General features: G+C 31.8%; 26 protein-coding genes and 8 pseudogenes. 32 read left to right on the forward strand and 2 right to left on the reverse strand.

The genetic code is table 11. The features are described from left to right. Nucleotides 1-5 precede the first annotated feature (5 nt). The 7 genes and pseudogenes from PL321_RS12420 to PL321_RS12450 all read left to right on the forward strand — a co-directional run bounded on the left by PL321_RS12420 (nt 6) and on the right by PL321_RS12450 (nt 5,163). Nucleotides 6-1,794 (forward strand): annotated as a pseudogene (locus PL321_RS12420) (NADH-ubiquinone oxidoreductase-F iron-sulfur binding region domain-containing protein). A gap of 15 nt (nt 1,795-1,809) precedes the next feature. Beyond that, nucleotides 1,810-3,548, forward strand: a pseudogene (locus tag PL321_RS12425) (NADH-dependent [FeFe] hydrogenase, group A6). A 103-nt stretch (nt 3,549-3,651) separates the two neighbouring features. After that, complete coding sequence (locus PL321_RS12430) at nt 3,652-3,879, forward strand: hypothetical protein (RefSeq protein ID WP_273962265.1); 228 nt, start codon at nt 3,652-3,654, stop codon at nt 3,877-3,879. Then, nucleotides 3,879-4,079 (forward strand): hypothetical protein, encoded by a 201-nt coding sequence (locus PL321_RS12435; protein ID WP_273962266.1) that lies wholly within the window; start codon nt 3,879-3,881, stop codon nt 4,077-4,079. Before PL321_RS12430 ends, PL321_RS12435 begins: the two co-directional genes overlap by 1 nt. A 136-nt stretch (nt 4,080-4,215) precedes the next feature. Beyond that, entirely contained in the window at nt 4,216-4,761 is a 546-nt protein-coding gene (locus PL321_RS12440) for a HesA/MoeB/ThiF family protein (RefSeq protein ID WP_273962267.1), read from the forward strand. Next, the gene (locus PL321_RS12445) at nt 4,707-4,937 is read left to right on the forward strand and encodes a hypothetical protein (protein ID WP_273962268.1); all 231 of its coding nucleotides are present in this window, start codon (nt 4,707-4,709) and stop codon (nt 4,935-4,937) included. The genes PL321_RS12440 and PL321_RS12445 overlap by 55 nt, the downstream gene beginning before the upstream one ends. Further along, nucleotides 4,930-5,163, forward strand: a complete 234-nt coding sequence (locus PL321_RS12450; protein ID WP_273962269.1) for a MoaD/ThiS family protein — start codon at nt 4,930-4,932, stop codon at nt 5,161-5,163. Before PL321_RS12445 ends, PL321_RS12450 begins: the two co-directional genes overlap by 8 nt. Before the next feature lie 11 nt (nt 5,164-5,174). Here the strand turns inward: PL321_RS12450 and PL321_RS12455 are convergent. After that, a pseudogene (locus PL321_RS12455) lies at nt 5,175-5,670 on the reverse strand (MogA/MoaB family molybdenum cofactor biosynthesis protein). 108 nt (nt 5,671-5,778) lie between these two features. On the opposite strand from PL321_RS12455, the gene PL321_RS12460 reads away from it, so the two are divergent. From PL321_RS12460 to PL321_RS12510, 11 genes and pseudogenes are all read left to right on the forward strand, one after another. Then, nucleotides 5,779-6,312 carry a hypothetical protein gene (locus PL321_RS12460; RefSeq protein WP_273962270.1) on the forward strand — a complete coding sequence of 178 codons (534 nt, stop codon included), beginning with the start codon at nt 5,779-5,781 and terminating at the stop codon, nt 6,310-6,312. Nucleotides 6,313-6,519: 207 nt separating this feature from the next. After that, complete coding sequence (locus tag PL321_RS12465) at nt 6,520-6,963, forward strand: molybdopterin-binding protein (protein ID WP_273964552.1); 444 nt, start codon at nt 6,520-6,522, stop codon at nt 6,961-6,963. Between the two features lie 84 nt (nt 6,964-7,047). Next, on the forward strand, nt 7,048-8,283 hold the full coding sequence (locus PL321_RS12470; RefSeq protein WP_273964553.1) for a molybdopterin-binding protein: 1,236 nt from the start codon (nt 7,048-7,050) through the stop codon (nt 8,281-8,283). Then, the gene (locus PL321_RS12475; protein ID WP_273962271.1) at nt 8,274-8,834 is read left to right on the forward strand and encodes a substrate-binding domain-containing protein; all 561 of its coding nucleotides are present in this window, start codon (nt 8,274-8,276) and stop codon (nt 8,832-8,834) included. The genes PL321_RS12470 and PL321_RS12475 overlap by 10 nt, the downstream gene beginning before the upstream one ends. A 12-nt stretch (nt 8,835-8,846) precedes the next feature. Next, a complete protein-coding gene (gene moaA / locus PL321_RS12480) occupies nt 8,847-9,791 on the forward strand; it encodes a GTP 3',8-cyclase MoaA (protein ID WP_273962272.1) in 945 nt (314 codons plus the stop codon). 2 nt (nt 9,792-9,793) lie between these two features. After that, nucleotides 9,794-10,267 (forward strand): annotated as a pseudogene (gene moaC / locus PL321_RS12485) (cyclic pyranopterin monophosphate synthase MoaC); the annotation flags it as partial. A gap of 3 nt (nt 10,268-10,270) precedes the next feature. After that, nucleotides 10,271-10,704: pseudogene (locus PL321_RS12490) on the forward strand (MOSC domain-containing protein). A gap of 18 nt (nt 10,705-10,722) precedes the next feature. Then, nucleotides 10,723-11,181 (forward strand): annotated as a pseudogene (gene def, locus PL321_RS12495) (peptide deformylase). A 466-nt stretch (nt 11,182-11,647) separates the two neighbouring features. Then, nucleotides 11,648-11,899 (forward strand): NUDIX domain-containing protein, encoded by a 252-nt coding sequence (locus tag PL321_RS12500; protein WP_273962273.1) that lies wholly within the window; start codon nt 11,648-11,650, stop codon nt 11,897-11,899. 112 nt (nt 11,900-12,011) lie between these two features. Then, on the forward strand, nt 12,012-12,215 hold the full coding sequence (locus tag PL321_RS12505) for a hypothetical protein (protein WP_273962274.1): 204 nt from the start codon (nt 12,012-12,014) through the stop codon (nt 12,213-12,215). Between the two features lie 35 nt (nt 12,216-12,250). Next, nucleotides 12,251-12,589 carry a hypothetical protein gene (locus tag PL321_RS12510; RefSeq protein WP_273962275.1) on the forward strand — a complete coding sequence of 113 codons (339 nt, stop codon included), beginning with the start codon at nt 12,251-12,253 and terminating at the stop codon, nt 12,587-12,589. 222 nt (nt 12,590-12,811) lie between these two features. On the opposite strand, the gene PL321_RS12515 is transcribed toward PL321_RS12510, so the two are convergent. Then, nucleotides 12,812-13,150: a hypothetical protein gene (locus PL321_RS12515; RefSeq protein ID WP_273962276.1), complete on the reverse strand. Its 339-nt coding sequence runs from the start codon at nt 13,148-13,150 to the stop codon at nt 12,812-12,814. Between the two features lie 867 nt (nt 13,151-14,017). Between PL321_RS12515 and PL321_RS12520 the strand changes: the two genes are divergently transcribed. From PL321_RS12520 to clpB, 14 genes and pseudogenes are all read left to right on the forward strand, one after another. Then, nucleotides 14,018-15,193: an FprA family A-type flavoprotein gene (locus PL321_RS12520; RefSeq protein ID WP_273962277.1), complete on the forward strand. Its 1,176-nt coding sequence runs from the start codon at nt 14,018-14,020 to the stop codon at nt 15,191-15,193. Between the two features lie 44 nt (nt 15,194-15,237). Beyond that, on the forward strand, nt 15,238-15,633 hold the full coding sequence (locus PL321_RS12525) for a hypothetical protein (protein WP_273962278.1): 396 nt from the start codon (nt 15,238-15,240) through the stop codon (nt 15,631-15,633). A 196-nt stretch (nt 15,634-15,829) separates the two neighbouring features. Further along, the gene (locus PL321_RS12530; protein WP_273962279.1) at nt 15,830-16,042 is read left to right on the forward strand and encodes an NAD(P)H-dependent oxidoreductase; all 213 of its coding nucleotides are present in this window, start codon (nt 15,830-15,832) and stop codon (nt 16,040-16,042) included. Between the two features lie 11 nt (nt 16,043-16,053). Beyond that, complete coding sequence (locus tag PL321_RS12535) at nt 16,054-16,374, forward strand: NAD(P)H-dependent oxidoreductase (protein WP_273962280.1); 321 nt, start codon at nt 16,054-16,056, stop codon at nt 16,372-16,374. A gap of 174 nt (nt 16,375-16,548) precedes the next feature. Then, on the forward strand, nt 16,549-17,088 hold the full coding sequence (locus tag PL321_RS12540; protein ID WP_273962281.1) for a hypothetical protein: 540 nt from the start codon (nt 16,549-16,551) through the stop codon (nt 17,086-17,088). A gap of 375 nt (nt 17,089-17,463) precedes the next feature. After that, a complete protein-coding gene (locus PL321_RS12545) occupies nt 17,464-17,640 on the forward strand; it encodes a YtxH domain-containing protein (RefSeq protein ID WP_273962282.1) in 177 nt (58 codons plus the stop codon). A gap of 167 nt (nt 17,641-17,807) precedes the next feature. Then, nucleotides 17,808-17,930, forward strand: a pseudogene (locus PL321_RS21500) (helix-turn-helix domain-containing protein); the annotation flags it as partial. Between the two features lie 177 nt (nt 17,931-18,107). Further along, the gene (locus PL321_RS12550) at nt 18,108-19,049 is read left to right on the forward strand and encodes a tetratricopeptide repeat protein (protein WP_273962283.1); all 942 of its coding nucleotides are present in this window, start codon (nt 18,108-18,110) and stop codon (nt 19,047-19,049) included. A gap of 64 nt (nt 19,050-19,113) precedes the next feature. Then, nucleotides 19,114-19,629, forward strand: coding sequence for a helix-turn-helix domain-containing protein (locus PL321_RS12555; RefSeq protein WP_273962284.1), 516 nt, complete (start codon nt 19,114-19,116; stop codon nt 19,627-19,629). A 26-nt stretch (nt 19,630-19,655) separates the two neighbouring features. Continuing rightward, nucleotides 19,656-19,865: a hypothetical protein gene (locus PL321_RS12560; protein WP_273962285.1), complete on the forward strand. Its 210-nt coding sequence runs from the start codon at nt 19,656-19,658 to the stop codon at nt 19,863-19,865. Nucleotides 19,866-19,917: 52 nt separating this feature from the next. Beyond that, complete coding sequence (locus PL321_RS12565) at nt 19,918-20,265, forward strand: tetratricopeptide repeat protein (RefSeq protein WP_273962286.1); 348 nt, start codon at nt 19,918-19,920, stop codon at nt 20,263-20,265. Between the two features lie 164 nt (nt 20,266-20,429). Further along, on the forward strand, nt 20,430-20,660 hold the full coding sequence (locus PL321_RS12570; RefSeq protein ID WP_273962287.1) for a hypothetical protein: 231 nt from the start codon (nt 20,430-20,432) through the stop codon (nt 20,658-20,660). A 174-nt stretch (nt 20,661-20,834) separates the two neighbouring features. After that, nucleotides 20,835-21,035, forward strand: a complete 201-nt coding sequence (locus tag PL321_RS12575; protein ID WP_273962288.1) for a hypothetical protein — start codon at nt 20,835-20,837, stop codon at nt 21,033-21,035. Nucleotides 21,036-21,047: 12 nt separating this feature from the next. Continuing rightward, nucleotides 21,048-23,635 (forward strand): annotated as a pseudogene (gene clpB, locus PL321_RS12580) (ATP-dependent chaperone ClpB). Nucleotides 23,636-23,702: the final 67 nt, after the last annotated feature.

The raw sequence follows: 23,702 nt of genomic DNA on the forward strand, positions 1-23,702 counted from the left end.
ATAATATGCCAATCAGAATGGAACTTTTGGTATGTGGTGGTACAGGATGTCAAGCCTCCAACAGCAACAGGGTTTTAGAGGTATTAAGAGAGGAAATTAAGAAGGCTAAATTAGAAAGTGAAGTTAGTGTTCTTATGACTGGTTGTTTTGGTTTTTGTGAAAAGGGGCCAATAGTTAAGGTTATGCCTGACAATATATTTTATGTTGAGGTAGATGAAGAATCTGCAAGAAAAATAGTTGCAGAACACGTTGTAAAGGGTAGGATATATCAAGAAAAGCTATACGTCGAACCTGATACCAAGGAGAAGTTGCCAGAACAAAGTAAAATTCCTTTCTATAAAAAGCAGCTTAGAATTGCTTTGAGAAACTGTGGAAAGATTGATCCAGAAAATATAAATGAATACATTGCAGCAGATGGATATATGGCGTTAGGTAAAGTATTAACAGAAATGACGCCAGAGGCAGTAATAGAACTTGTAAAAAGAGTGGACTTAGAGGTCGTGGAGGCGGTGGTTTTCCAACAGGTGTAAAATGGGAAGCGACAAGAAAATCAAAGTCAGATATTAAATATGTTATATGTAATGCCGATGAAGGGGACCCAGGAGCCTTTATGGACAGAAGTATTCTTGAGGGAGACCCACATTCTGTTTTAGAGGGTATGGCAATTGCAGCCTATGCTATAGGTGCTCAATTTGGTTATATCTATGTAAGAGCAGAATATCCATTGGCAATACATAGATTAAGAATTGCGATAAATCAAGCAAGGGAGTTAGGACTTTTAGGTAATAATATCTTCGGAACAGATTTTTCCTTTGATGTAGAAATTAAAATAGGTGCGGGTGCTTTTATATGTGGAGAGGAAACCGCACTTATAAATTCTATTGAAGGTGGACGTGGAGAGCCAACTGTAAAACCACCATATCCAGCTCAGGTTGGACTTTGGAAAAAGCCAACAAACATCAATAACGTAGAGACCTTTGCTAACGTTGCACCTATTATATTAAACGGAGCAGATTGGTTTGCATCAATAGGAACAGAAAAGAGTAAAGGAACAAAAGTTTTCGCACTTGCTGGTAAGGTAAACAATGTAGGGCTTGTTGAAGTTCCTATGGGAATTACTTTAAGAGAAATTATATACGAATTAGGTGGAGGAATTAGGGGAGGTAAAAAATTTAAGGCAGTTCAAACAGGTGGTCCATCAGGAGGATGTATACCAGCAGAATATTTAGATACACCAATAGACTATGACAACTTAACAGCACTTGGTTCAATGATGGGTTCTGGTGGTATGATTGTAATGGATGAAGATGATTGTATGGTTAATATTGCTAAATTCTATTTGGAGTTTAGTTGTGATGAATCCTGTGGAAGATGTACTGCTTGTAGAGTAGGAAATAAGAGGTTGCTTGAGATATTGAATAAAATAACAGAGGGTAAGGGAGAAATGGAAGACTTAGAGATGTTAAAGGAACTTGCTGAGACAGTTAGAGATTCATCCCTCTGCGGACTTGGTCAAACTTCACCAAATCCAGTTTTATCAACAATGAAGTTTTTCTATGATGAATATTTAGCACACGTTAGAGATAAGGAATGTCCTGCAGGTGTATGTAAAGAACTCTTAAAGTACTATATAATTCCTGAAAATGTGTAGGATGTACTGCCTGTGCTAAGGTGTGCCCAGTAAATGTAATACACGGAGAACCAAAGAAAGTTCACGTTATTGATAGAGATGGATGTATAAAGTGTGGTCAGTGTTATAAGACTTGTAGATTTGGAGCTATCACAAGAAAGTAAGTTGGGAGGGATAGGATGATAAATGTAACTATAAATGATATAAAATTGCAGGTTCCAGAGGGTACAACAATATTGGATGCGGCCAAAATGGTAAACATAAATATACCAACATTGTGTCACCTAAATTTACACGATATAAAAATGGTAAACAGAACAGCTTCCTGTAGAGTTTGTTTGGTTGAGGTTGAAGGCAGAAGAAATCTTGCACCTGCCTGTGCTACAGAATGTTTTGAAGGAATGATAATTAGAACTAATACAAAAAGAGCAATTAGAGCAAGAAGAACAATGGTAGAGCTTTTACTTTCAGACCATCCTACTGACTGTTTAGTATGTGAAAAGAATGGAAATTGTGATTTGCAAAGGATTGCAGCAGAATTAGGTATTAGAAAGATTAGATTTGAAGGAGAACAGTCTACATATCAAAAGGATAGCTCAAGCGGTGCACTTTATAGAAATCCAGATAAGTGCATTATGTGTAGACGCTGTGAAACTATGTGCAATGAAGTTCAAACCTGTAGTGTTTATTCTGCAGTAGATAGAGGTTTTGAGACAGTAGTAGGGCCAGCCTTCAATCTTCCAATGATTGATACTCAGTGTACCTTCTGTGGACAGTGTGTTTCAGTTTGTCCAACAGCAGCACTTACAGAAGTCAGCTATGTTCAGGATGTATGGAATGCACTTCACGATCCAGATAAATACGTAATAGCACAAACAGCACCAGCAATAAGAGTTGCATTAGGTGAAGAGTTTGGTATGAAACCTGGAACTATAGTTACAGGAAAGATGGTTGCAGCTTTAAGAAGATTAGGATTTAAAAGGTATTTGATACAGACTTTGCAGCCGATGTTACTATAGTTGAGGAAGCAAAGGAGTTTATAGATAGACTTAATGGGAAGGGAAGGCTTCCTATCCTTACAAGCTGTTGCCCAAGTTGGGTTAAGTTTATAGAACATCAATTTCCAGAACTTTTGGATATTCCTTCGACCTGTAAATCACCACATATGATGTTTGGTGCTATTGCTAAAACATATTTTGCTGAAAAATTCAATATTCCAGCAGATAAAATAGTTGTAGTATCTGTAATGCCTTGTATTGCTAAAAAGTATGAAATTCAAAGAGAAGAATTAAAATCTGATGGAGTACAAAATGTTGATTATGTTATAACTACAAGAGAATTTGCTAAGATGATTAGAGAGGCGGGAATAGATTTTACAAAGCTACCTGATGAAGATTTTGATAATCCACTTGGAGAGTCAACAGGTGCTTCTGTAATTTTTGGTACAACAGGAGGAGTAATAGAGGCAGCACTTAGAACAGCCTATGAATGGGTAACAGGTGAAACTTTACAAGATGTTGAATTCCACGGAGTTAGAGGATTTGAAGATGGACTTAAAGAAGCTACTGTAAAGCTAAAGGATATGGAACTTAAGATTGGTGTTGCCCACGGCCTTGGTAATGCAAGAAGATTATTGGAAGATATAAGGGATGGAAAGAGATTCTATCACGCAATTGAGATAATGGCTTGTCCAGGAGGATGTATAGATGGTGGAGGTCAGCCTTATCATCACGGAAATCTTGAAATAGTTAAGGCAAGAATGAATGCAATTTATGAAGAGGATAGAAGGAAACCAATTAGAAAATCTCACGAGAACCCAGCTGTTATAAAGATGTATCAGGAGTATATGGGAGAATATGGTGGCCATAAAGCACATAAACTACTTCACACTCACTATACTCCAAGAGAAAGCATATGATTTAGAAAATAGTTTCGTTTTGATAAACAATCAAAACGAAACTATTTTTATGTATGAAATAATATATTTGTTTTGGGAAAAATAATTTATGGGAGGGATTATTATGGATAAAAATACTGAACTTCTTAATTACATTTATAAAAATTCTCAAATGGGTATAGAGACAATAAACCAACTTCTAAAGGAAACAAAGGATGAAAATTTGAAAAGTATTCTTCAAAGGCATCTTAGTGAATACCAAAAATTTTATAATATTACACAAAATAAGCTTAAGTCGAAAAATATAGAACCAAAGGAGTTAAATTTTTATCAAAAACATTTACTGATTTGATGATAAATTTAAAGACATTAAGAGATAAATCATCATCTCATATGGCAGAAATGCTTATACAAGGAAGCACAATGGGTATTATAGATATGACAAAAAAGATAAAAGAATATCAGGGAGTAGAAAAGGAGACACTTGATTTAGCTAATGGACTTTTACAGTTTGAGCAAAAGAGTTTAGATGAATATAAAGAACTTTTATAAAAACTAATAAATAGAAATACCACTAAGTTAGTTTTTGTGGTATTTCTATTTTATATTTTTATCTTTCAAAACACTTTACTTATTGGTAAAAAGATGATATAAATAATTTAAAATATGAGTAATAGGTGGTGAAAGAGTGCTTGAAAGATATGATAGACAGATTGCAGTAATTGGTGAGGAAGCACAAAAGAAAATTTTAGAGGCAAAAGTTTTAGTTATTGGGGCAGGTGCATTAGGTACAAGCATTCTAAATAGTCTTGTTAGAGCTGGAGTAGGATTCATAAGAATTGTTGATATGGATGTAGTGGAACTTTCTAACCTTCAAAGACAGATGTTGTTTGACGAAAAGGATTTAGGTGAGAAAAAGGTTACAGCAGCAGCTAAAAAATTAAAATTAATAAATTCCTATGTAAATATTGAACCTATAGTTGATAGAATAACAGGTGAAACGATTGGTAAATATGCATCAGGGTGTGATATAATAATAGACGCAACAGATAACTTTGAAGCAAGGGAGATTATAAATGATTATGCAGTTAAAAATAATATTCCTTGGATATATGGAGGAGTTGCTGCAGCCTTTGGTATGGCAAAGACAATAATTCCAAGAGAAACTGCCTGTTTAAAATGCTTTATGAAGAAAAAACAAATGAGGAATATACAGCAAGAAACTCTGGAATAATAAATGGTATAACTGCTGTAATAGGAGCAATTGAGGCAAATATGGCTATAAGATATATTATAGGCAAACCATCGACAAAGCTAATTTACATAGATTTATTTGAAGATGATTTTCAAATTATTGAAATCAAAAGAGATTTAAGATGTTCTGTATGTGGAGGTGAAAAGGTTGATTAAAGTTAATGCTAAGGCCTTTGCTATGTTATCTAAATACATAGAAACTAATAAAAACTTTGAAGTTACAGTTGAAAAAGGTGCAACTGTGAGGGATGTTCTTAAAAAACTTAGTCTTCCAGAAGAAGAAATATTTACTTGTACTATAAATGGAGAAAATGCATCCCTTGATGATGAAGTAAAAGAGGGAGACAATGTAGGATTTTATCCTTATCTTGGAGGAGGTTAAAACAAAGGTGGCTATTTTGCCACCTTATTTGTTCCGCATTCGCTCGCAGTACCTCTTAATATTTCAACTCCGTGGGTTAAAACAGGAAGAACAACCTCAAGATGTTCTTTTACTGCCTTTGCACTTCCAGGAAGATTTATTATAATGCTGTTTTTCTTATACCAGCAACGCCACGAGATAACATTGCCTTCGGTGTGATTTGTAGTGAGCGAAGTCTCATTGCTTCTGGAATTCCTGGAGCAAGCCTCTCTAATACTTCAAGGGTTGCCTCAGGAGTAACATCTCTTTTGAAAACCCTGTACCTCCTGTTGTAAATATTAAATCAAGGTCTAAGTCTGACATTCTTACAAGTTCACGTTTTATATACTCCTTTTCATCGGGTACAATTATGTACTCAACTACTTCACAGTTTATTTCCTTTAACATTTCCTTTATAAGTGGGCCAGAACTGTCTTCGCGAATTCCTGCATAACCTTTATCACTAACTGTTATAACTCCTGCCTTCAATTTAAACCCTCCTTTATATATATAGTTTATTTTATCACAATATTGCAAATTTGTATCTATTCAGTATAAAATGTGTTAAAATTATTAAATAGAAGGGAGGCATTTTATATGCTAAAGGTTCTAACTGTTTCAGAGGTATTAAACATATTTAATAATATAAAAGAAGTAGATAATGAAAAGGTTGATATAAATAGTGCACTTGGTAGAGTGTTGGCTGAGGATGTTGTATCTACTGAAAATCTTCCTGGATTTAAAAGGTCTTCAGTAGATGGATATGCTCTAACTTCAAAGGATACATATCTTTGCAGTGAATCAATGCCTGCAATGCTTAAAAATAAAGGTTCTATAGCAATTGGGGAAAGACCAAATTATGCTTTAAAAGAAGGAGAATGTATTTATATCCCAACAGGAGCAATGCTTCCAGATGGTGCAGATGCCGTTGCTATGATTGAGGATTGTGAAGAATTAGGAGATGAAGTTCTTATAAATAAGCCAGCAAGTAGGTGGGAGAACGTTGTTTTCGAAGATGATGATGTTAAAGTAGGAGAGGTTGTAATAACAAGAGGAACAGTAATAGAAGACAGACATATAGCAGTATTGGCGGGACTTGGGATAACAGAAGTTAATGTAAAAGAAGGGTAAAGGCAGCAGTTATTTCAACAGGAGATGAACTTGTTTCTCCTTATGAAAAAGAGAAATTCCAAAGGTCAGAGATATAAATGGATTTTATTTAACTGCAGCATTAATTAAGGATGGATGTGATGTTAAATATAAAGGAATTTCTAAGGATAATGAAGAAGAGCTTTTAAACTTGTAAAGGAATCATTAGAGTAATCAGATATAGTATTTATATCAGGTGGAAGTTCTGCAGGTAATAGAGATTTTACAATAAATATAATGGAGAGGCTTGGAGAGGTATTATTTCACGGTATTGCAATAAAGCCTGGCAAACCAACTTTAATGGCAAGGGTAGGAGAAAAATTTATAGTAGGACTTCCAGGGCATCCATTGTCTTGTGCCGTTGTGTATAGGTTTATAATGTCAGAGCTAATAGATAGAGTGCTTGGAAGAATAAAGTCTGATAATTCGTTAATATTAAAGATGGGAGAAAACTACCATAAGGCAAAGGGAAGAGAGGAATATCTCCCAGTTAAGATAGAGGGAGGATATGCATATCCAATATATGCAAAGTCATCAGCTATAAGTGTTATGGCAAAATGTGATGGTTTTATAAAAATAGAGCGTGACCTTGAGGGAATAATGAAGGAACAAGAAGTAATTGTTATGAGGTGATTTTATGGCTCTTTTCTAAAAAACATTGATTTAAATGAAGCAAAAGAAATTATAAAAAATGAATGTAGCAATATACATCTTAATATAGAATATATTGATACCAGAGATGCTCTTGGCAGAGTTACCGCTGAACCTATCTTTTCTAAGATATCTTCACCCCATTTTATTGCTTCTGCAATGGATGGTATAGCAACAAAGTTTATTTATACATTAGATGCAGATATAAATAGGCCGATTTTATTAAGAAAGGATCAATATGAAGTTGTTGATACAGGAGATGCCATATCAGAGGGTTATGATTGTGTAATAATGGTTGAGGATATACAAACAACAGATGAAGGTGTTATTATAAGAAAACCAGCATATCCTTACCAAAATATAAGACCTGTTGGAGAAGATATACCAATGGGTGCTATGATACTTCCATCTAATCATAAAATAAGGGCAATAGATATTGCATCTCTTCTTGCAGGAGGAGTGAATGAAGTTCCTGTTTATGAAAAGGTGAGGGTAGGAATAATACCAACAGGAGATGAACTTGTTGATGTTGGAGTTACTCCAAAGACAGGAGAACTTATAGATTATAACTCTTGGACCTTTGCAGCTTTAGTTAAAGAGTGGGGTGGAGAACCTGTAAGATATGATATAGTTAAAGATGATTTTGAAAAAATAAAGGCTGCGGCTCAAAAAGCACTAAAGGAATGCCATATCGTAATTGTAAATGCAGGTTCAGCAAAGGGAAGAGGCGATTTTGCAGAGGACATATTAAGTACTCTTGGAGAACTTAAATTTCACGGAGTTACAATAAAGCCTGGTCGTCCTGCAAGCTTTTCGATGGCAGAGGGTAGGGCTATATTTGGAGTTCCTGGATATCCAGTTTCAGCTTATTTTGTTATGGAGAACATAGTTAAGGTTGGGTTTGATACAGTCTTAAAGGCAAAACAAGAAGAAAAAAGAGAAGTAGAAGCAATAATAACAAAGAAGATAAATTCCTCTTTAAAGAATGATGAGTTTGTTAGGGTAAAACTTGGTAAAGTTAAGGATAAGCTTATTGCATCTCCAATAGGAAGAGGTGCAGGAGTTACAATGTCTTTAACAACTGCAGATGGAGTTTTGGTTATTGATAAAAATACAGAGGGGCTTGAGGCAGGAGAGAAGGTAAATATAAAGCTTTTAAGGGATATAAAGGATATCGACAGTACCCTTGTTTGTATTGGCAGTCACGACGTTGTACTTGATGTTATTTCTGATATGATGAATAAAGGGGATTTAATCTTAATTCAACCCACGTTGGAAGTATGGGTGGAATTATGGCATTAAAGAGGGGAGAAACCCATATAGCACCTGTTCATCTTCTTGATGAAAAGGGAGAATATAATACAAGCTATCTTGAAAAGTATTTAGGAGAGTTTGCTTTATTAAAGTTTATAAAAAGAGTTCAAGGGTTTATGGTGAAAAAGGGAAATCCTCTTAATATTAATGGTTTTGAAGACTTAAAGAGAGTAAGATTTGTAAATAGACAAAAGGGTTCTGGTACAAGAATGCTGTTAGATTATCATCTAAACAAACTTTCTATAGATTCAAGGGAAATAAATGGATATGAAAGAGAAGAAGTAACTCATCTCAATGTAGCAGCACAGGTAGCATCAAAAAGTGCAGATTGTGGACTTGGAGTGTTGTCGGCAGCACAGTTTATGGGACTTGACTTTATTCCAGTATGTTTTGAGGAATATGATATTGCAATATCTAAGGAGATGCTTTATGACGAGAGATTTAAATGTTTCTTAGAGGTTGTTAAATCCAAGGAATTTAAAGATAAGCTCTTTGAAATTGGAGGGTATGAAATAAACAGTTTAGATATAATATATTAAAGGTGTGGTGAAATGTTAGATAAGTTTAATAGAGAAATAAATTATGCAAGAATATCAATAACAGATGCTTGCAATTTAAGATGTTTGTATTGTATGCCTAATGGATATGTAGCTAAGCACTATAATTTTTTAAGTGTGGAAGAAATAAAAAATATTGTAACAGCACTATCTAAATTAGGCGTAAAAAGGATAAGAGTTACAGGAGGAGAGCCATTAATTAGGCAGGATATAACAGAAATAATAAAAACTATAAATGAAGTTAAGGGTATTGAGGATATAGGTATTACCACAAATGGTATATTATTAGGTGAAAAGATATTTGATTTAGTGAAATATGGTTTAAAAAGAGTGAATATCAGCTTAGATTCTTTAAAGGAAGAAAGGTTTAAAAAGTTGACGGGTGGAGACTTAAATAAGGTATTAGATGGCCTAAACAAAGCCGTAGAACTTGGTCTTATCGTAAAGGTTAATATGATTCCTATAAAGGGTGTAAATGATGATGAAATAGTTGATTTTATCAATATGACAAAAAATATGAATATAGATGTAAGGTTTATTGAACTTATGCCAATTGGAGAGGCAACAAGGTTTACAGGAGTGACAAAAGATGATATCATTAAATATTTGGATGGGGCAAACATTGTAAAGATAGAAAACAATGGTGGTGGGCCATCAGAAGTTTATAGATTAGAAGGGCATATTGGCAGAGTAGGTTTTATTACAACAATGTCCCACAGCTTTTGCAGTAGATGTAATAGAGTTAGAATAACATCAGACGGTAAACTTAAAACCTGTCTTCATAACCCAGATGAATATGACTTAAGACCTTATATCCATGATATAGACAAGCTAATAGATATTATGAAAACAGGAATTTTCAATAAATATGAAAAACATACACTCTTAGAGGATAAAATAAGTAAGAGTAGTAGAGATATGGTTAGAACAGGAGGATAAATATGGAGTTAACTCATTTCAATGAAGAAGGAAGATCAAGGATGGTTGATGTTGGAGAAAAGGATGATACCAAGAGAGTTGCAATAGCAAGAGGGTATATAAAAATGAAGAGGGAAACCCTTGAGGCTATAAAGCAGGGAGCTATTAAAAAGGGTGATGTTTTAGCAGTTGCACAGGTTGCAGGAATAATGGGTGCCAAAAACAAGTGATATAATACCTATGTGCCATAATATATTTTTAAGTGGTTGTGATATAGAATTTCAAATAGATGAAGAAAACTCAAGAGTGTATATTACAGCAAAGGCTAAAACAGTTGGGAAAACAGGAGTCGAAATGGAGGCTTTAGTAGCAGTATCAACAGCTGCTTTAACTATTTACGATATGTGTAAAGCAATAGATAAAGAAATGGTAATAGGAGACATTAAGCTTATTGAGAAAAAGGTGGTAAATCTGGACATTTTGTAAGGAGTGATTTAAAGATGGGAAAAGTAGTATCAGTTAATACAAGTGATAAAAGGGAGTAGTTAAAAATCCAGTAAATGAAATAGAGTTGGTTGAGGATTTTGGTGTAAAGGGAGATGCTCACGCAGGAAAGTGGCACAGACAGGTTAGTCTTCTTGCTGAAGAGAGTATTGATAAAATGAAAAAGATGGGACTTGACCATTTAGATTATGGTAAATTTGCAGAAAACATAACTACTCAAGGCATAGACCTTCCAAGTTTAAAAATCGGTACAAGAATGATAATTGGAGAGGCAGAGGTTGAAGTAACTCAAATAGGCAAAGAGTGTCACGGTGGATGTGAAATTAAAAGGCTTGTTGGCGACTGTGTAATGCCAAGGGAAGGAATATTTGTAAAGGTTATTAAGGGTGGAAAGGTTAAAGTAGGCGATGATATAATTGTTATAGAATAGTTTTTGGAGGTTATATATATGGCAATTAGAGAAATAGTTAGATTAGGACATCCTGCACTTAAAGCAAAGAGTGAAGAGGTAAAAGAAATTAATGAAGAAATTAAAGAACTTATTCAGGATTTAAAGGATACGCTTTATAGTACAACAGGTATAGGGCTTGCGGCACCACAGATAGCAGTAAACAAACGAGTTATACTTATAGATTTAAGGGATGGAATGGAGCCTATAGTTTTAATAAACCCTGTTATAACAAAAAGAGGGGAAAACAGGAAAGTGAAGAAGGATGCTTAAGCTATCCAGGATATTATGGTTTTGGAAAGACCTGTAGAGGTTGAAGTTGAGGGAATAAACGAAGAGGGTAAAAAGGTAAAATATAAGGCAACAGAACTTTTATGCAGAGCCTTCTGCCACGAAATAGACCATTTAGATGGTATTATGTATGTAGATAGGGCATACGAAGTTTATAAGGATGAGTAGTAAATAAGTTCCATATAGGTGAATACTATATGGAACTTATTTTTACACCCTTAACATTAAATATAGGTCCAAATAGTGGTATTTTTGCCTTAAGTTCAATTGTTATTTCATCATCACATTTAAGGCTTTTGTGGATATATATTTTTATTCCATTTTGCTCATAATAATAGTAGTTTTCAATATTATCTACGTATTTTAAAGCCTCAATCCAAAGGCTTTTAATGCTGCCTGCTCATCCGCAGGAGGATTTAATAACAGTAATTATTAAATTACCTCCTTTTGAGGTAATATAATCTATAGCCTTTTGATTTATCAGAAATCTCATTCAAACACCTCCAAATCTGTATATAATAATTTTATCATACAAAGGGGTAATAAAAAATGCTAATAGTAACAGCTGCGATTATAGTAAAAGACGGAAAGATACTTATAACTCAAAGAAAAAAGAAAAGAAGGGAGGCCTTCTTTGGGAGTTTCAGGTGGAAAGCTTGAAAAGGATGAATCACCTGAGGAGTGTATTGTTAGAGAAATAAAGGAAGAAATAAATATTGATATTGAAGTTATAGATATATTTGATGTAGTTTTTTACAGGTATATTGATTTTAATATTCTTATGTTGGTATATAAATGTAAATATAAAGGTGGAGAAATAGTTGCAAAGGAAGTGGAGGACTATAGATGGGTTGATGTATCGGATTTGATCAATTACGATTTTTAGAAGCAGATATTTCAGTAGTCAAAAAATTATTGCTAAAAATATATAAAAATATAGACTTACATCTGTCTTTACAGTATAATATGTGTAAAGACAGATGTAAAGGAGGATGTTTATGAAGACAAGGGAGTTAACAATAGGAGCGGTTTTTGCAGCATTATCAATACTTATACCTCTTGCCTTTGGAGGATTTTTAACACTACATTTAGGTCCATTTACAGCAACTATTATGTCACACGTTCCTTTATTCTTATCAATGCTAATAAGTCCACAAGTTGCAGCTATGGTTGGTGCATCTTCTGCTCTTGGATTTTTATAAAGCTTGGAAGACCAGAAGTTACAGCAAGAGCCTTAATGCATATTATAGTTGGATATTTTGGTGGATGGCTTATAAAAAGAGGGATAAAATACGAACTTGTACTTCTTATAATTTTACCTGTACACGCACTTCTTGAGGCATTTATTGTAATTCCAATAGTTGGACTTGATTATAGGATGTTTTATATCGTTGCAGTAGGAACAGCAATACACCATTTAATAGATTCAGCAATATCAGTTTTCTTTGCAAGAACCACAGGACTATATACATTAAAAAATCAGCCTAATAGGCTGATCAGATTGTTGACAAACACAAAAGATGCATTGATTATGAAATTGCCCCTTGAAAGGATTTCAAATTGGCATATTTCATAAGCTTTAGCAAGTGTTGCTTTTCGACTTTGAAAAGTCCGTAATTCGGCACACGATGTGCCGAGCCGAGCGGCCCTCACGGATGAGGGCATCGCGAGGGTAGGACTTTTCAAACAAAGAAAAGCTTAGACTTGCTTAGCGAAATGAAGGAATGCCAAGGAAATCCTTCAAGGGGCCAAACATATTATAGCTTTTTCAACAGCCTCATCAGCCTAATAGGCTGATTTATTTTTCCTTTTCTAAGAAACATTTAATAGCAGCCTTTACAAGGCGTCTATCATATCCCCAATCCTTAATCCCTACGATCTTAACTTTATCAGAATACTTAAGTGCGATTTTAGGATAATAATATTCCGACATTACTCCAGAGGAGGATTCATCAAGGCAGACATATAATATGTTGTTACACTCTTTATCAATAAAATGCCTAATACCGTAGTCTAAATCGTCGGTTATTAAAAACACGTCATCTTTTCTATAAGTTTCATTAAGATGAGATTTTATTATAGTACCTACATCGGTATTTTTAGTTAAAAGAATTATACCATCAAATCTTGCAGGCATATTTATTATTTTTTCAGTTATATACTCCTGAAATTCGCCTGTTTCTTGAATGGATTTAGTTACTTTAACTTGAACTCCATTGGAGGATAGCTTTTTAAAGTCAACATATTTTTGATTTTTTCTATTCCATTATTATCTGCAGTATAATTTATAATGATTATTTCAGAACAACCGTCGTTTACGGCATAGGTTATAGCATCATTAAGAGTTGGAGTATATCCTGAATAGGCAATATAAAAATAGTAGGGTTTATAGCTTAGAATAGAAGATTTTACATCTCTTGCTATTAAGCTAAGATTATTATTTTTATTGTTAATTTCAAGTTCAGAATATATTTTTTTATTTTATAGCTATATATAGGCTTTAAATAAAAGGGCTTATCCTGTAAAAAATAGTTGGCGTAGTAGGGAGTATATTTTTCCATTTCACCTTCGCAGTAGAATATTACAGCTTTTTTATTTTGTGATATAGTACCAAAGTTTATTAAATTTTGTGTATTGGGTTTAAAAATTACATAGCTTGACAATAAATAAGAAACAATAAATGCAGTTACAGAATAAAGTAAATATTGCTTATTAATAATTAGCAATTTTTTAGCAGAAACTAATATTGCGATTGATATTATAAAAAGTACAATAAAAGAGGAGTGTAGGAAAAAGGAGCAGAGAGTATTAGACAAAATATAATTCCCAAAAGATTGAAAACAAGAGTAGTAGCATACAGTACCTCCCTAATCATTTCAAAAAAATATATGTTTAGAATTAGAAATTTATAACAAAAAATAAAGGAAAAAAATTATCTATTAATATTTTATTAACCTTTATTTTGGTGTATAATTTAAATATAAAATAAATGGAGGTGTAAAAAATGGCATCTATAGAATTGAAAAAGGGAATATATTGGATAGGAGTTAAAAATCCTGAACTTAGAGTTTTTGATATTATAATGACTACTAAGATGGGAACCACATATAATTCATATTTAATTGTTGATGAAAAGATTACGTTGGTGGATACAGTAAAGGATGGATATCAAGAAGAATTTTTAAATAACATAAAAAGTATAATTGGAGATAGAAATATTGACTATTTAGTAGTCCAACATACAGAACCAGATCATAGTGGTTCATTAAGAAAAATATTAGAAACCTATAAAGATATTGTTGTATATGCATCAAAACCAGCCTTAATTAATATAAAGGAAATTACTAATATGGACTTTAATTCAATAGAGGCTAAGGAAGACTTATGTATAGGTGAAAGAACACTTAAATTTATATCAGCACCATTTTTACATTGGCCAGATACAATATTTACATATAGTGAAAAGGATAAGGTGTTATTTACTTGTGACGCATTTGGTTGTCACTACTGTGATGAAAACAGCATTTTTAATGATGAAGTTGGAGATTTCTCTGAGGAATTTAGATATTACTATGATGTTATTATGGGACCATTTAAAAAATATGTATTGTCAGCAATAGATAAAATCAAAAACATTTCCTTTGATATGATTTGTACAAGTCACGGTCCTATATTAAGAAAGGATATAAACAAGTACATAGATTTATATGAAAAGTGGAGCAAAGAGGGAATATATCAAGAGGAAAAATCAGCAGTTGTTGCCTATGTATCAGCCTATGGGTATACAAAGACTATTGCAGAAAATATTGAAAAGGGACTTAAAGAAAATGGTGTAAAGGTTTATATGTATGATATTTCTGAATCAGATTTAAGTGAGATAGTAGATAAGATAGAAAGATCAAAGGCGTTATTAGTAGGTTCACCAACAATAAACCAAGATGCTGTAAAACCTGTTTGGGATCTATTATCACTTGTATGTCCAATAACAAATAGAGGCAAATTAGCAGTTGCCTTTGGGTCCTATGGATGGAGTGGCGAAGCAATTCCAATGCTTGTAGATAGATTAAAGGGATTAAAGTTTAATACAGAAATTGAAGCTCTAAAGGTTAAATTTAAGCCATCAGAGGAAGATATACAAAAGGCTATAGAACTTGGTAAGACTATTGCAAATAAAATATGAATAACTTAAAATAAAAGGGATATAATGTAAACGAGGTGATGAATATGAATACAAAAAGAATTTATGAATTTTTAGAAAAGCAAGGATTAGATGAAATCGACGAAATAGAATATAAGGAAAAAATAGCTGTTTTTAATTTTGTGTATACATTTGATGACGCAGAAATTGAGGCGGCAAAGTCCTATGCTAATGATAATTATGAGGATAAAGGTGAAGATGTTTGGTATGACGAATATTTCTTACCATATTTAGTTGATATTGCAGTAGACAATGTAAAGGATATTGTTGAGGATTTAGCAGAGGAATTTGATTTAAACTTTGATTTTGTTACATATGAATTAGATAGAAATTTCTTTGAACAGTGTGAATTTGTACTTGTTGTAAGTGATAAAGATGTTCAATTTGATATTGACAAGGTGCTGGATGATTTAGAACTGTAAAATTTAAAATTCTGAAATAAGAAATTGTTAAGAAAATAACTTCAAAATTAGTATTGACTTTAAAATTTTAAATTGGTAAAATTATTACATAAATAAACATTAAATTAGTAAGTGATGCCATTTAATAAATGGTGTTACCCCTATAGGTAAAGCTAAGGCACCTTCGTGGTGCCTTAGCTTTTGAAGGAGTGAATTTATGAATGTTGTTGTATTGAATGGAAGTTTTAATAAAAATGGAAAAACATACTCTATTCTGAATGAATTTTTAAACAAAATTAAACATAGAAGTAATAATATCTTTATTGTAGATGTTTACGATTTGAAGATAAATCACTGTATAGGTTGCAGAAGATGTGAAAAAACAGGTGAGTGTATCTATAGAGATTTAGATGAATTATATAAAAAATAGAAGATGCAGATTTGATTGTTATTTCATCTCCAGTATATTTTGTCTCCTTTACAAGTCCTCTTAAACAATTAATTGATAGATTGCAGGTTATTTATGCAAGAAAATTTATATTAAATCAATATATAAAACCTAAAAAGGGTATATTTATATTTACCGCGGGTAGAAAAAATAATAAAATGGTTGATGCATTATTGTTGCAGTGTAAGTATGTATTTATATCTTTAAATGCTGAATTAATTGGTTCTTTGTTTAAACTTGATACCGATAATGAAGTAGAATTAGATTTGGAAGTAATAAACAAGGATATAGATGTACTATTAAGTAATATATGATAGGACCTCCGATGTATAAATATAGTAATAAATGACTATAATCTTTAATAAAATATTTTGTAGTTATTTAAGGAGGTCCTTATGCATACCCGTGGTTTGTATGATTTAGAAAAACGGTATTTATTAAAAAGGTTTATTAATGTTTTTGCTTTTGTAATTATATTTCTTCTAATTATGTTTGTAAGACCTAAGGATGAATATACAGCCTTTGAAAAATCCTTAAAGGAAAGGGATTTTAGAGCCCTTTATAGTATGATAATAAATAAAGATTTTACTTATGGGGTTTTTGAAGAGTATATAAGATATAACTTTGGAGATGAAATATATATAAAGGAAAAACATAAAACAGAAGATGGTTATATTCTTAAAGTGGACAGTAAAACAGGTGAAAAAACATTAAAAATTAAAAAGATAAAAAATAAATTATATTGGGATTTTGATGACTATGTTTATGATTGGACTTTAAAGGTTCCCTTATACTCCACTGTTGAAGTGTGCGGCGTAGTATATGAAAACAAAGACGGCATTGTTACAATAGAAAAAATACCTTTTGCAACTTATAATGTAAAGATAAAACTTAAGGGATGCGAAGATTATCAAAATAGAATACTTGCTGGGCAAAAGTTAGAGGTAAAGTTAGAGCTTTCTAAGGAAGTAGTAGATAGATGTAAAGAAGCTATATATGATTTTTTAAAGTTTAAAGAAATGCAATAGAAAATAAAAAGATAACAGAAGTTCAATGTTTATATACAGATTCAGGACTGTATAAAGAGGTTTTGAATGAAATAGAATGGTTAAAGACTGTAGATTATAAATACTACAAAAATTAGTAAATTGGAATGTAATTTCTGCCAAATTAAAACATTCAGGAGTAATCGAAATAGACATTAAAGAGGAATGGGAAGTTAAAGTAATAACAGATGAAAACGAAAGCACAAATATAAATACACAGATTAATAGATACTATGTCGAGATGGGAGATAATTATAAAATCGTACAAATAAATACAATAAAATAATAAATTTCTTGTTTATATTTTTAAATAATGCACACTCTAAATAATGAAGAAAAAAGAAAGGAGTGTGTCCTATGAAAAATAGATTACTTACCGGACTTGCAGCAGGAGCATTACTTGGTGCAGCAGCAAGCTTGATGGCTATGCCAAGGATGGACTATAGAACAAGAAGAAAGGTAAATAGAGCTGGGAAGAGAATGGCACATAGACTTGAGGACATAGTTGAAGATTTAAGAGATTATATGAAATAGGGGTTTTTGCCCCTATTTATTTTTTGAATAAAAATTTTAATCATTTTTTAGTTGTAATGTTTAATAAAAATTTTATATAATTAAATAATAACAATATTAATGGGCGGGATGAGTATGGAAATATTAACTTTAGGTGAAAAGATAAAGGCAAAAAGAAAAGAAAAAATTTAACTTTAAAGGAACTTGCAGGGGATAGGGTTACACCTGGTCAAATAAGTTTAGTTGAGTCAGGTAAGGCTAATCCAAGTATTGAACTTCTGGAATATATAGCTCAAAAGCTTGAGACGGATGTAGATTATTTTTTAGAAAGTGAAGAAAAACAAGCATCCAAAATATGCGAATACTATCTTAATATAGTTGAAGTTTCTATTTCTGCCAGTGAATTTGAAAGAGCTAAAGAATATGTTGAAAAAGGAATACACTATGCCAATGAGTATAATCTTATCCTGTATAAGGGAAAATTCAATATGGCTTTAGCTTTAATAAAGTTCTATGACAAAAAATATGAAGAATCTCAACAATATTGCTTAATTGCAAATAGCTTGTTTTTAAAGCTTAATTTAGTTGAGGATGCTATTAAAAGCTTTATATTGTTAGGTAAAATTAGTATAAGTATGGGATATTATTCAACAGCATTAAATTATTTCATACAAGGAGATTCTATAATTTCAGAACACTTTTTAGAGGATGAGTTTTTAAAGGCAAAAATAAATTATTATATTGCTATGTCTAATTTGTATTTAAATAAAATTTCTCAAGCAATTGATTTTGCCTATATCGCAAAGAAAAAATTAGAGGTATTTAATGATAAAAAGTCGTACGCAGATGTGCTTGTGCTATTAAGTTTATCCTATGCTAAGGAAGGCAACATCGCAAAGGCAATTAACTATTCTAAAAAGGCAAAGCAAATACTATCAGAACTTGATTATAAAAAGGATATTGCAGAAATTGAAGATGGTATAGGTGAAATATTTGCAATGTTTGATAACTATGATGAATCCTTTAGTCATCTGACTACTGCATTAAAAATAAAACAAGAAATAAAAGACAATACTGTGCCACAAACATTATTTAAATTGTGTGATAACTATATTAAACTTGGTCAAGTTGAAAAGGCTAAAGAAGTTGTTATGGATGTTTTAGATACTTTAAAGTATGAAGATTATGAATACAGAATAAAGGCCAATGAATATTTATATAAGATATACAGCATAGAAAATAATACATCAAAGCTTGAGGAAATATTAATAAATACTATAAAATACCTTGAAACAACAGATTATAAAAAGGAACTTGCGAATTTTTATGTTCTTTTAGGGAAATTATACATAGATTTGAATATGCAGGATTTGGCACTTAAGTATATGAATAAGAGTTTAGATTTATATAAGGAATTAGGAATAATATAGAAGTGGGGATTGGTATGGGTGAGAATTTAGGTTTAAAAATACGTAATCTTAGAAAGCAAAGGGAATGACTTTAAAGGAGCTTGCGGGAAACAAAGTTACAGCGGCTCAAATAAGTTCAATCGAAAATGGTAAATGCAATCCAAGTGATGAGTTGTTAGCATATATTGCAGAGAAGTTAGAGGTAGATATTGAATATTTTACATTGACTGATAGAGAGAGGTTGCAAAAGAAATTTCAAAAAGTAATAGATAGTATTAATTATAAGCTTGATAAAGAAAATATTAATGAGGTTTTAAACAAAATAAAAGACTATGAAGAAAATTTAGATTTGCTTTCAGATGCTCAAAAGGGATATTTCTATTATTGTATTGGTAAGAAATTTTATTTTAATGAAGAATATGACAGTAGTTTCGTTGAGTTTTCCAAATCACTTGTTTATTATTTAAAAACCAATAATTACGATATAATATCTGATATATATATTTGCCTTGGTAATTGTAGCTATTTTAACAATAAGTATGAGTTGGCCTTTGGGTATTATAAAAACTCAGAAGAGCTAATAGAGAGGGAATATCTTTAGACAATATTGCAAGAACATATTATGATTTGGCTTTATGTGCAATATCCCTCAATAGGTATACATTATCGGATGTTTATCTAAACAAATTAAAGGAATTTATAAAACAGAATAACTGGCATAATAAAGAACATTATTTGCCAGGTATTGAAATGATGCAGGGAAACGTAGACTTAAAGATAAAAGATGCTGAAGATAGTTTTAAAAGATTTGAAAGTGCGTATAAAAATATAAACTAAATAGCGATTTAGAAGGTATGTTAAAGGCTAAAAATAATATGGCTGTTTGTCTTTGGGAATCAGGAAAAAAGAAGAGGCAATTGAGCTATTTAAAGAGATAATACAGTATGAGAAGGAGATAAATAAGGACAACATTGCTTTTATTTTAGATGTTTATCTAAACTTAATTGACTGTTTGCAGGAAATGAAGAGAATGGATGAAGCAATAGAGGTAATTAACCAAGCAGAAGTGGTTATGCTCAAACAAAACTATGAGGAAGGGATAATTAAGCTTTTGATTTCAAAGTTTGATTATTATTATAAAAACAAAGATTATCAAAGGGCTGAGGATTATGCCTTTTATGCAATAGATTTTATAAAAAGAGCAATAAACAGGAGCAAAATAAGGAACTTTATATAAAATTATCTCAAATGTATAAAAATATTGGAGATAATAGACAGGCAATAGAGTATTTACTTCTTTCTCAAAATACAAAATAAAAGTTATAGGCGTGGTTTCTTTTTAGAAATGTTTGGTATAATTAATAATAAAAGAAATCACGCTTTATTTATTGGGGGATAAGTATGGAATTTTTAGGGTTTGAAGCACAGGATTTTGAGTTTTTTAAAAATTATGAAAAATTAACAGGTGAAGAAGCTTTAAGGCAGAAGGAAAATGTAAAGATGAATTTCAGAGCATTTTGCTACGAACTTCAAAAGATATATCATAAAAATACAAACGGTTTTTTAGAATTAGAAAAGGAATTTTTAAAGAGTAATAAAAAAGTGATAGTCTTAAGGCAAGACATATGTTAGATGAAAATAAATACATAGATATTGTTATTAACCAATATGGTTTAGGTATTTTTATGATACACAGGATAAAGCAATTATACTAAATTCTAAAGATAGGATATGGAATTATGTTTTAAGTAATAAAAAATCTTTTATAAGTTTAAATAGAATAACAAAAATAAAAGTACTGAAATTATGAAGATAAATTGTTTAGAGATGAATTCAAAGGCATTTGACAATATAAAGAATGTTTTAGAGGAGAATAAAGATGATAGATTAAACTTGTTTATAGGTGCATTTTATACAAAATCAGAATGTATAAAGTTAAATAAACAACTTGTAAATCGCATTTATGAGGAGTTTTTAAAGATATACGATTTATACAAAGCATTATAAGGAGATGGTTTTATGGACGTTAATAAGATGACACTTAAGGTACAGGAGGCATTAAACCTTTCACAACAAATTGCAGTTTCCTTTAAACATCAACAGATAGATGTAGAACATCTTCTTTTGCTCTTTTAACCCAAGAGGATGGATTAATTCCAAGTCTAATTGAAAGAATGGGAACAGATAATAAAAAGGTTCAAAGAGAGGTTGAGGCATATTTAGATAGATTACCAAAGGTATATGGTCAAGGTGCTGACTCTTCTTATGTTTATGCTACACGAAGGTTGGAAGAGGTATTAGTTTCCGCTGAAAAAATAATGTCAAATATGAATGACCTATATATAAGTGTAGAACACGTATTTTTAGCAATTTTAGATGCAGAACATCCATTAAAGAAGGTTTTAGCTCAAAACGGAATAGAAAAAGAAAAATTTTTAAAGGTACTTATGGAGGCAAGAGGAGGCCAAAGAGTAGAGACTAATGATCCAGAAGGTACATATGATGCCTTAAAAAGATATGGAAGGGACTTAACAGATGAGGCAAGGAAAAATAAGTTAGATCCTGTTATAGGAAGAGATGATGAAATCCGAAGAGTAGTTATGATTCTTTCAAGAAAAACCAAGAACAATCCAGTTTTAATTGGAGATCCAGGTGTTGGTAAGACAGCAATTGTAGAGGGGTTAGCCCAGAGAATAATAAAGGGTGATGTACCAGAGGGATTAAAGGATAAAAAAATATTTTCATTAGATTTAGGTGCACTTATTGCAGGTGCTAAATATAGGGAGAATTCGAAGAAAGGCTAAAGGCAGTTCTAAAAGAAATACAAAGAAGCGAAGGAAAGATAATACTTTTTATAGACGAAATACATACAATAGTAGGAGCAGGTAAAGCAGAGGGGCGGTTGATGCTGGAAATTTAATAAAGCCAATGCTGGCTCGTGGAGAACTTCACTGTATTGGTGCAACAACCTTTGATGAATACAGACAATATATTGAAAAGGATAAGGCCCTTGAAAGAAGATTCCAGCCTGTTTATGTTGATGAACCAACTGTAGATGACACAATAGCAATACTTAGAGGTTTAAAGGAAAGATTAGAAATACACCACGGGATAAGAATTCACGATAGTGCTTTAGTAGCTGCAGCAAAATTGTCTAAAAGATATATTACAGATAGATTTTTGCCAGATAAAGCAATAGATTTAGTAGATGAAGCCTGTGCTATGATTAAAACTCAAATAGAGAGTGTTCCCTATGAACTTGATGAAATAAAAAGAAAGATATTGCAACTGGAGATTGAGAAAAGGGCCCTTTCGGGTGAAATGGATGAGTTATCAAAATCAAGGTTAAGCGATGTTGAAAGGGAAATTGCAAATTTAAAGGAAAAGGAGAAGGAGCTAAATACAAGATATAGCAAGGAAAAGGAAGAGTTAAAGAGAATACGAAACATTAAGGAAGAGATAGATAATCTAAAAGCACAAATGATAAAGGCGGAAAAGGAGTACGATTTAAATAAACTTGCAGAAATTAAGTATGGTAGGCTGCCACAACTTGAGAAGGAGTTAAAGGTTTTAGAAGAAAAAATAAAAATGCAAATCTCCTTCTTAAGGAGGAGGTTACTGAAGAAGAAATATGTGAGATAGTTTCAAGGTGGACCCATATACCTCTTTCAAAACTTGTTGAAGGTGAGAGGGAAAAATTATTGAATCTTGAAAAATCTATTAAAGAAAGAGTAATAGGTCAAGATGAGGCTGTAGATGTTGTTGTAGGCTCAGTTTTAAGGGCAAGGGCAGGTATTAAAGACCCTAAGAGACCTATCGGTTCCTTTATATTTTTAGGTCCTACAGGTGTAGGTAAAACAGAACTTGCAAAAACTTTAGCAAGGGAACTATTTGATAGTGAAGACAATATGATTAGGATAGATATGTCTGAGTATATGGAAAAGTTCTCGGTTTCAAGGCTTATAGGAGCACCTCCTGGATACGTAGGATATGAACAGGGAGGTCAGTTGACTGAGGCTGTTAGGAGAAAACCCTATAGTGTTATTTTGTTTGATGAAGTTGAAAAAGCAAACGAAGAAGTATTTGATGTATTTTTACAACTTTTAGATGAAGGCAGGTTAACTGACAGTAAGGGTCATATAGTTGACTTTAAAAATACAATAATTATTATGACTTCTAATTTGGCAAGCGATGTTATTCAGCAGGGATTAATGCAGAATAAAAATATAGATGAAATATATAAAGAGGTTCAGAATGTACTTAAAATGAGATTTAGACCAGAGTTCTTAAACAGGGTAGATGATATAGTTATATTTAAACCTCTTTCAAATGAATCAATAAAGAGAATAATAAAAATATTTATAAATGAAATACAGATAAGGTTAAATGAAAAGAATATAGAGCTTATTGTGGATGATGATGCATTAAATCATATAGCTGACATAGGATATGATCAGGTATATGGTGCAAGGCCATTAAGGAGATTTATTCAAAAGTATATTGAAACAGAATTGGCAAAGATGATATTATCAGGAAAAATTAAAGATGGAGATAAAGTGGAAATTAAGCATTTACAAGGTAAGTTGGAGTGTTTGATAACAAATTAACAAACTGTTAACAAATTTTTTATTAATTTGTGATATAATATCATTTGTTTATGTTGCAAGTTTTAAA

It is taken from the genome of Caloramator sp. mosi_1 (genome assembly GCF_028622835.1).
Taxonomy (GTDB): domain Bacteria; phylum Bacillota; class Clostridia; order Clostridiales; family Caloramatoraceae; genus Thermobrachium.